Here is an 8823-nt window from a genome sequence, read left to right on the forward strand (position 1 = left end):
GAGGGGTAAGTTTGCAAGCGAGTTGTGTTTTATGTTTCATCTAAACGTGATTTCTTATGACGATTTTAGGGATTATTCCGGTTTTGGTAGGCGCCTTAAAGGTAGCCACCGTTTTAGTGGTCGCGCTACCACCTATAATTAAGGTATTCGGCGACGACAAGAAGTAAAGGTTACTTCGGTCGATAAACAGATGTTTCACCCTTTAAATGGCAGTATCATGATGGATGTTCAGAAGAAGCCAGAGGACATGCTGCTCATTGTTTTAGAAGCGGTGGTGGATGTGGTCCGCAAGCTGAAGCGAGATGAGTAGTGGAGCGCGCGATGAGTGGTGGAAGGCCACACGAGGCGCGAGGTACAATAGCCTTCTTTAGTATTTTTTTAGGCTATTGTTTGATTTTTTTAATTTACTACATAAGCCCCAAAGGAGATAATGATTTTGCGTCTATTCGCCAAATAACTACACTTATGAGAAGAAAGGCTACGTTTATCAATTCCCTCTTGTGATTATCAAATTAAATTCTCAGTTTAGATAAAGCTAGCCAACAATTAACAGCCCATGAAAGATGTTTTATCACGCAGTTTAGCCTCTAAGCAGACGGTCGATGTGCTTGCTTTGACCTTTGCGCTAGCGCTAAAACCCTCCCTCGTCCCTAAGTTTCGTGGGGCCATGTGTGCCCTATTAGAGGATGCCCCTATTCTGATGCACAATCATAAAGGAGAAGGCTTTAATTATACCTATCCTCGGATCCAGTACCAGTCTTTTCAGGGCCAGGCCCGCCTAATCGCCATTAATGAGGGCACGGATATTTTACACACTATTTTAGCACGTGAGGAGAATATACTGCGTGTGGGGAATCAGGTGCATCCGCTGCGCATTAAGGGTGTGGAAGCCAGCCAGACCTATTTGGTACGGTACGGCGAGGAGAAATTTCATTATCAGCTGCGGAGTTGGCAGCCCTTTAACGCTGAAAATTATCGGCGGTATCAGGGGGTGCATGGCCTATCGGCCCAAGTCCACTTTTTAGAGGCGATTCTTCGGGGAAATATTCTGAGTATGGCGAAGGGCTTAGGAATCACCCTCACGGATCAGGTAGAGGTGACGCTAACGTCTATGGGCGATATGTTTATGCGCACCTTTAAGGAGCAGGAAGTCTGCTGTTTGGATATATCCTTCACCTCTTCCATATCGCTTCCAGAAGGCGTGGGTTTAGGTAAAGGGGTAAGTATAGGATTTGGAACTATAATAAAATAATATGCCAGAGACAAAATTTTTATATGGGGCCAGCATTCAGGGCATCCAGAGTTTCATTTTCCAGACGAATAAGTTGAAAGAAATCGTCGGCGGAAGTGAATTAGTAGAGGAGATCTGTACCACTTCCTTTTATGAGTTTATTGATCCGGATGGAAAAGGTGAAGAAGACAGTAACATCATCATTAGTGCAGCAGGTAACATTAAATTTATTGCTAATGAAGGGTTATGCCGAAGGTTAGTTAGAGACTTTCCGAAACTGGTATTAGAAAAAGCTCCTGGAGTGACTATTAGTCAAGCGGTAGTAAAGATTGATGAGGAGTTAACGCTAGCAGAGCAAATCAGCCAACTTGAAGAAAAACTAAAAGCAGAAAGAAATAGGCCTGCAAAGCCTCAAGAAATCGGATTTATGGGTTTGGAGCGAGCTAGAAGAACTGGAGGCGTGGCTGTAAAAACGAAAAAGAGAAGGGGAAAAGAAATCGTATTTTGTGAGAGCACGGATAAAAAGGACGAGGTGGTCGTAAGACGACCAAATAGTTTCGAGATGGTGAGTCACACGAAACTTTTCTATAAGATATCAGGCTTAATGCAACCTCCCAAAGAGATTACTCTCGAGGTTGAAGATTTATGTAAAGGTCATAAAAACTCTTGGATAGCTGTTGTCCATGCAGATGGTAATGGATTAGGAAACATTTTACAGGCATTAGGGCAAAAACTCAGGGGGCAAGATTTTTCCAAAAGTAAGGCGGCATTTCGTCAGTTTTCGCTTGCTCTTGATAAGGCGACACAAGCTGCTGCAAGAGAGGCATTTGCAGATGTTTTCAAAGAACCTAGAAATTACACAAGTGAAGGGCGTTATCCGATACGTCCGATTATATGTGGTGGCGATGATATAACATTTATAATCAGGGCAGATATTGCGTTACGCTATACGGATGTGTTTTTACATGCTTTTGAAAAGCAGTCTAAAATATATTTAAATGAAGCACTAGCTACTTATGGAGTTGATACTTTTAGCGAAGGGATTACGGCGTGTGCTGGAATCGCCTTCGTAAAGGAGTCTTATCCGCTGCATTACGCACTGCATTTGGCGGAGGATCTGTGTAAAGATGCTAAAAAAATGGTTAAGTCTGGTGAAAGAATACCAATACGGGCAAATGGTATTCCTGAATCTGCTTTGGCTTTTTATAAAGTTCAAGAATCTTTCACGGATAAAATTAACAGTCTCAAAGAAAGAACATTACTGGCATCTCAAGGAGATAAAAAATTAGATTTTTATTACGGCCCTTATTTACTAGATGATCTAAAGATTTTAAATGAGCGCTTAGAGATTTTAAAGCAAGAAGTAGATAATGCTCAGGGTCAGACCAAGGCTATCGGGAAGTTGAGGAAAGTAGTTTCTGATTGTTTCCGAGATTTTAATATTGCTAAATTCAATTTGATGCGGATGGAGCAAGTGAATTCTGAATTATTCAAAGCATTAGAGCTGAAGGATGAGGTGGAAAAATTAGGTCGAGTTGAGCAGGGTAATGAGGGTGAAAAATCACAATTATTAGATTTAATTTCTTTACACGGGTTTAATTATGGTACAAGAGAAAATTAAATATACGATTAACTTCCTTACAGACTGGCATGCTGGTTCTGGTCTATCAGGAGGTGCTGAAGCTGATGCAGTAGTCATAAAAGACCGAGAGGGTTTTCCCTATGTCCCTGGAAAGACATTGAAGGGTCTTTTCGTTGATGCTTTTTGTGATTTTATAGCATTAGGAATAGATGGGTTTACGCAGGAAAAAAAGAACGAGCTTTTAGGGTATTATGATCCTGTTTTAAAGCGATCTTTTCAAGGAAAATTATTTTTCTCTAATGCTGAATTACCTCAGGTGGAAAGAGATGCAATCGACGCTAGGCATAAATATTTTCTGTTTAGAACTATATCGTCTACAGCTATAGACTCCGAATCTGGAGACTGCTAAAAATACTTCTCTTCGGACTATGGAAGTGTGTATACCGCTTACCTTGCATGCCTATATTCTTGCTGACGATTACAAGGACATTCACCTTTTAAGCCAGGTTACAGGCTATATCCGTTCCATAGGGGCTAACCGAAACAGAGGATTAGGCAGATGTTTCCTTAAATTAGATTAAAAACTATGAATACCTATAATTTTACGTGTACCCTTCTCTCTGAGGTTGTCCTAAATGCTTCCTTAGCTACGGAAGGTAATATGAGCTCATTGGATTATATACCAGGTAGTAATTTCCTTGGTATTGCTGCTTCTCATCTCTATAAAGATAGGGATAGCTCGGAGGCGTATCAGCTGTTTCATTCTGGTGAAGTTAAGTTTGGTGATGCGCGTGTAGCTTCGAACGCTTGCCAACCTACCTACCAAGTACCTTTTTCTTTTTATCAAGAGAAGGGTGAAGATAATCTTATACAATCCTGTGTTTACTTGCACCACCTTTTATCGAGTGATAATTATCCTTTAAATCAATCAGGAGCAAGAAATCAACTTCGGCAGTCTCGTTCTGGTTACCTGACTATAAAAAGTGTTTTAGCGAATAAAGTTGCCAAGCGATTTTCATTAAAATCTGCTTATGATCGTGAAAAAAGGACTTCACTTACAGGGGCTATGTTTGGGTTTGAAGCCATAGCTAAAGGAACTGTATTTATTTTTTCAGTAATGGCAGAGGACCAAGCGCTGCTGGATCGTGTCGCAGAAGTTCTCATAGGGAGGCAGCGTCTTGGAAAGTCCAAAACAGCTGAATTTGGTCAGGTTTTAATTGAAAAGAAAGATAATGTAGACATTTTAGAAGTATTTTCTTCTGAGGAATACACTTTGGTTTACGCTGAGAGTAATCTATGTTTTTTTGATGAGGTAGGTCAGCCGACTTTTCAACCTAGTGCGACTGACTTAGGTTTGGATGGAGGAACTATTGATTGGTCGAAATCTCAAATTCGAACCTATAGTTATTCACCCTGGAACGGGATTAGAAAAACGACTTCTACTCAAAGACATTGTATTGCCAAGGGATCCGTGTTCTATGTTGTGGGAGCAAACCCTAAGGGAAGTACGCTGTTTGTTGGTCATCATCAGGCAGAAGGCTTGGGTAAAGTAATTTATAACCCTTTATTTCTGAAACCTAAAGAAGTTGGGAGCTGTTCGCCCTGTCAGATTCTTAGAGATACTAAAAATGAAAAACTAGGACAGGCATCTGCCACCGCATTGTCTGACTTTCTTACTTATCATAAAAATTATAAGTTGAAGGAGCTCTTAACCTCGCAGTATGTTGCTAAAAAAGTGGACGATTCTCAGAAGGGTTCAAGGGATAAATTTAAGGGTGTCAGTTCAAGCCAGTGGGGGAACATTCGTTCAATAGCCTCAAGGTCACAAAGTTCAGATGAAATGTATAGTTTGCTCTTTAAGAAAGAAAAGGGGTATCTTATGCATGGTATTGCTTACGAAAAATGCTGGGGACTACAAAAGGAGGAGAAGATCCGGTATTTAAAAGAAATACTTGAAAGTGTGAAGTCAGCTAATAGCGATGGGGTCCAAATAGATGTTCGGGTCTTCTTAACACGGTTTGCAGCTGAAATGGCAAAAAGTAAGAAAAGAAATAATTAGGATAGCATTATGGTTAAATATATAGTCAGATTTTTACTGCAAGCGGAAACTCCTTTATTCGTCGGTTCTGGTCAATCTTCTTTGTTAAAAGATGCACTTGTTCAAAAGGATGTGAACGGCTTTCCTATGATACCTGGGACATCTTTAGCAGGTGTGCTCAGACACTCTTTTGCGCGCTCTCATGGAGAAGCATGTGCATCTAAAATTTTTGGTGATTCTAAAGGATCTGAAACTGGGACAGGTTCTTTACTTAAGATCAGTCCTGCACTTATGCTTTTAAATACGAAGCAGGTATCTGAAGGTCTTCTTTATGGTGAGCAGTGGGAACAGCTAAAGTTTCGTTTCGATAATCTTCCAATTAGGCAACATGTCCGTATTTCTCAAAAAGGAGTAGCCGAGGAAATGGGCTTGTTCGATAATGAGGTAATTTATAAGGGGACTCGATTTGTTTTTGAACTGGAATTAACAGAGCGTAACGAAAATCTGCTAGAAGACTGGGAGAGCTTGCTGAAAATAATTTCTAGTTCGGATTTTAGAATTGGTTCTGGAACGCGTAATGGATACGGAAGTTTAAAAGTTCTTAAAAAACAGGCTTTTCGCTTTGACCTGAGAACAGAACTTAAGCACTATTTGGATCTTTCTCCTTCTTTCGCTGATATAGATTGGAATAGAGTAGAAGAAAATAGCGAAAAAGTGCTAACTTCTACTGTTTCTAAAGTTAAATATACTTTAAAATTGACACCTGATCCCTTCTTTATTTTTGGCTCGGGCTATGATGATCAAGATGTTGACAATACACCTCTGGAGGAAGAAGTCATTAAGTATGATGAAAGCTCAGGAAAAATATGCTTTGAGAGTTTTTTGGTTATTCCTGGTTCTTCTATAAAAGGTGCCATTGCGCACCGTGTCGCTTATCACTTCAATCGCAAACAAGGTATTTGGGCTGGTTCGGATCAAGATGGTTTAGCCAATGAAGCAGTAAAAGAGCTTTTCGGAGACATTGAAACAAGTAAAAGGGCTGGGAAAATATTCATTGATGACGTTTTTTTATCTCAGAAAGAGGTAGCCAGTGATAAGATATTTAATCATGTTGCTATAGATCGATTTACAGGAGGGGCTATCGATGGAGCTTTATTTTCTGAAAAAGTATCTTACTTAAAAAGGAGATTATATCCAGATAACTTTACACGCAGATGCGCGCTTAGAGCAAAAGTATCTTGAGGCTTTTGAGGAAGCACTTAAAGACATTTGTAAGGGCTTATTACCTCTCGGTGGTATGACGACGAAGGGCCATGGAATTTTCACAGGTAATTTATTTAAAAATGAGCAGGATCAATCTTTATTATAAAAAATTATGAGTCAATATATTCTTAAAGAAATAGCGGAGATTAGTCAGATTCCTGATTATAATTATGTGGGATATTACTGGGTGTCCAATCAAGAAAAGCCCATTGTGCTCGTTAATGAACCATTTCCAAAAGAAAGATTCTCATTTTCTAGCAATCCATTTTGTGTAGAAGCTTTACTATATTCCCAAGAAAATGAGATTAGCGTTCATATTTTACATACAGGGAAAAATATGGTTTTCGCCTATGATCATAATATGTTAAATGGTTCGGTTACTGAAGTAAAGAGCTATATGCCACATAGATTGGATAATGTCTCCAGTGTGCTATTTAAACAGGTGTGGGAAGAGGAGTCTGTGCACGTGCATGATGGGCTTTATTTTCCCTCGTTAAAGCCTACTGCGTTATTGTTTTACGGACTTAAAATCAAAAACTATGCCATCAGTTAGATCTCCCTATAATTTCGTTTCAGCGCCAGCACAAAGCGAGGTGTTTATTCCTGAGTGGGCGCCTGATATTAGCATGATATTCCTTTCGAAGATGGTGAGAGCGGTGAAATTGAACTTATTATTACCGCAGAAACGCCTATTTTTATACGTGATGGCCACAAAAAGCCAAGAAATAATGAAAGACCAACGGATGAGTTTTCACATTTCATAGATAATAAGGGCCAAAAACAGTACTTTATCCCTGCTACTTCATTAAAGGGGATGATACGCAACGTGTTAGAAATAATGAGTTATTCTAGGCTCAATAAAAACCTGGTTAATGATCATAGATTTTCTTTTAGAGATATTTCTAGTTCTCGTTCTCAATATATGAGACGCTATCAACAGTTCGAAATTCAAGGAGGCTGGATGAGTCAAAACCATGATGGTAGCTGGTCAATCAAAAAATGCAAAAGTAATTGCGCGCATTGATCATAAGGAGTTAAAAGATAAACTAGATATCCCTTTTAGAGATTTATTTTTAAATAGAAATCCGCAAAATAAAAATGCTAAATTTAAATACGAGCATGAAAAAGTAAAGAAAAAGGGTTTACGACATAAATTTACTACCTTCATTGAAACCGTAGATACTAGGGCGGGAGGCAAAGTTTCCATTACTATGGCTAGTGTTGATGATACTGGTCGGGATGGAATCCTTGTATTTACTGGCCAGCCAGGAAAAAGAGAAGAAAATCAAAATAACAAATCGTGGTAAGATAAGGGAGTTTGTCTTTTTTGATGATGATGAGCCGACAAGTATCCCAGTGCCAGAGTCACTTCAAAGGATTTTAGGTTTACATACGGAAATGACGATCCCAATTCGATTTCTGCTGACTGGAAATTTTGGAGGGAAAAATTAGAAAAAGGACAGTCTATTCCTGTATTTTTTTCAGAAGATAAGGATGGTATCCTTCAGCATTTTGGACTTTCTTACATGTATAAGCTTCCTTTTAAACATCGTATTCAGGAGATTGACCCTATTAAAGGTTATGCATTCAATGAGAAGGATCTTGCAGAATCTATATTTGGCTATTCCGAACAAGGTAACTCTTTAAAAGGTAGGGTGTTTTTTGGTCATGCCCTCGCCGATTTAAACACGATCACTTGTATGAAGCCTAGGTCAGTGATTTTGGGTGGGCCTAAAGCGTCGTATTTTCCTTTTTATTTGAAGCAGTTTAAGGACAATGGTGAGTATTTCACCTACGATGACATCAATGCCATTCTAAGAGGGTTTAAACGCTATCCCGTGAAAGATGTCATAATAGAACCTGAGCTTGGAGAAAACCAAGATGTTTGCTCTAGTTTCGCCCCTCTAGATAAGGGGGCTATTTTCAAGACGAAGGTACGTTTTCATAATCTAAAAAGTGTTGAAATAGGTGCTCTTTTATCTGCGATTACATTTCATCACAATGCAGATAGGTATTCGCATAATATCGGTCTAGGGAAACCTTTTGGATATGGTAGGGTGAAGGTTCAAATACTTTCAAAAAATTACTTGAAAAAAGATGTAACTGCGTATATGCATGATTTTGAAGAAGCCATGGAAAAGCATAAGCCGGGTTGGCTAAAATCGGATCGGATGCGAGAGTTAATTGCTATGGCCGGTGGTGGTTTTTCAAATGAGTTTTTAACTTATCCTGTATTATCTGATTACGGGGATTTTAAAAAAACGAAGATAGGTGAATTCAAAGACAGGCAAGCCTTGGATAGCTTTTGTGAAGTCTTTTCTGATCAAGTCCCCTCTAACTCCATTTTACCTCTTTCTGTCAGGCTTAAACCTCAAGTTAACCTTGATTTAACTTGTTATTCAGATTATGAGTCATTAGCTAGCCACCTAAATGAACAATGGGACATATATCAGAATTTCACGGATTTCAATAAGGATTTAATCTATAAAAAAATTAAAAGTATTGTGGATTCTAAACACAGGCCTTCACTAAAAAAGCTAAAAAAGGAGTCACATTGGGATAGTGGGGGTAAGAATATTCTACGATGGCTTGGAGAAAAATTAATGGTAGAGCTTAAAAAAGAAACAGGTCTTCCTAAATGAAAATTTATCTATGCGTTATTTAATTATTATTGCTGGGAAATAATGGATATTTTGTCCTTATGAGTGC

Annotated in this window: 9 protein-coding genes; all 9 read left to right on the top strand. The window is 38.9% G+C overall.

What is annotated here, in order from left to right:
- The first annotated feature begins 556 nt into the window (after nt 1-556).
- The 9 genes from A3SI_RS16105 to A3SI_RS16140 all read left to right on the top strand — a co-directional run bounded on the left by A3SI_RS16105 (nt 557) and on the right by A3SI_RS16140 (nt 8756).
- A complete protein-coding gene (locus tag A3SI_RS16105; protein WP_009057566.1) occupies nt 557-1252 on the top strand; it encodes a CRISPR-associated endonuclease Cas6 in 696 nt (231 codons plus the stop codon).
- Between the two features lies 1 nt (nt 1253).
- Nucleotides 1254-2852, top strand: a complete 1599-nt coding sequence (locus A3SI_RS16110) for a Cas10/Cmr2 second palm domain-containing protein (protein WP_009057568.1) — start codon at nt 1254-1256, stop codon at nt 2850-2852.
- Entirely contained in the window at nt 2833-3222 is a 390-nt protein-coding gene (locus tag A3SI_RS16115; protein ID WP_009057569.1) for an RAMP superfamily CRISPR-associated protein, read from the top strand. The genes A3SI_RS16110 and A3SI_RS16115 overlap by 20 nt, the downstream gene beginning before the upstream one ends.
- A gap of 177 nt (nt 3223-3399) precedes the next feature.
- On the top strand, nt 3400-4872 hold the full coding sequence (locus tag A3SI_RS17895; RefSeq protein WP_009057571.1) for a hypothetical protein: 1473 nt from the start codon (nt 3400-3402) through the stop codon (nt 4870-4872).
- Nucleotides 4873-4881: 9 nt separating this feature from the next.
- The gene (locus A3SI_RS16120) at nt 4882-6093 is read left to right on the top strand and encodes an RAMP superfamily CRISPR-associated protein (RefSeq protein WP_009057573.1); all 1212 of its coding nucleotides are present in this window, start codon (nt 4882-4884) and stop codon (nt 6091-6093) included.
- Between the two features lie 133 nt (nt 6094-6226).
- A complete protein-coding gene (locus tag A3SI_RS16125) occupies nt 6227-6667 on the top strand; it encodes a TIGR04423 family type III CRISPR-associated protein (RefSeq protein WP_009057575.1) in 441 nt (146 codons plus the stop codon).
- A 120-nt stretch (nt 6668-6787) separates the two neighbouring features.
- Nucleotides 6788-7138: an RAMP superfamily CRISPR-associated protein gene (locus tag A3SI_RS23395; RefSeq protein ID WP_394330390.1), complete on the top strand. Its 351-nt coding sequence runs from the start codon at nt 6788-6790 to the stop codon at nt 7136-7138.
- Nucleotides 7089-7421: a hypothetical protein gene (locus A3SI_RS19170; RefSeq protein WP_040671244.1), complete on the top strand. Its 333-nt coding sequence runs from the start codon at nt 7089-7091 to the stop codon at nt 7419-7421. Before A3SI_RS23395 ends, A3SI_RS19170 begins: the two co-directional genes overlap by 50 nt.
- Before the next feature lie 108 nt (nt 7422-7529).
- Entirely contained in the window at nt 7530-8756 is a 1227-nt protein-coding gene (locus A3SI_RS16140; protein ID WP_083836566.1) for a TIGR03986 family type III CRISPR-associated RAMP protein, read from the top strand.
- Nucleotides 8757-8823: the final 67 nt, after the last annotated feature.

The organism is Nitritalea halalkaliphila LW7 (genome assembly GCF_000265075.1).
Classification (GTDB): Bacteria; Bacteroidota; Bacteroidia; order Cytophagales; family Cyclobacteriaceae; genus Nitritalea; species Nitritalea halalkaliphila.

What these genes read in the sequence shown, in the direction of transcription:
- A3SI_RS16105 (WP_009057566.1), top strand. Translation starts at nt 557, where the DNA reads ATGAAAGATGTTTTATCACGCAGTTTAGCCTCTAAGCAGACGGTCGAT.
- A3SI_RS16110 (WP_009057568.1), top strand. Translation starts at nt 1,254, where the DNA reads ATGCCAGAGACAAAATTTTTATATGGGGCCAGCATTCAGGGCATCCAG.
- A3SI_RS16115 (WP_009057569.1), top strand. Translation starts at nt 2,833, where the DNA reads ATGGTACAAGAGAAAATTAAATATACGATTAACTTCCTTACAGACTGG.
- A3SI_RS17895 (WP_009057571.1), top strand. Translation starts at nt 3,400, where the DNA reads ATGAATACCTATAATTTTACGTGTACCCTTCTCTCTGAGGTTGTCCTA.
- A3SI_RS16120 (WP_009057573.1), top strand. Translation starts at nt 4,882, where the DNA reads ATGGTTAAATATATAGTCAGATTTTTACTGCAAGCGGAAACTCCTTTA.
- A3SI_RS16125 (WP_009057575.1), top strand. Translation starts at nt 6,227, where the DNA reads ATGAGTCAATATATTCTTAAAGAAATAGCGGAGATTAGTCAGATTCCT.
- A3SI_RS19170 (WP_040671244.1), top strand. Translation starts at nt 7,089, where the DNA reads ATGATGGTAGCTGGTCAATCAAAAAATGCAAAAGTAATTGCGCGCATT.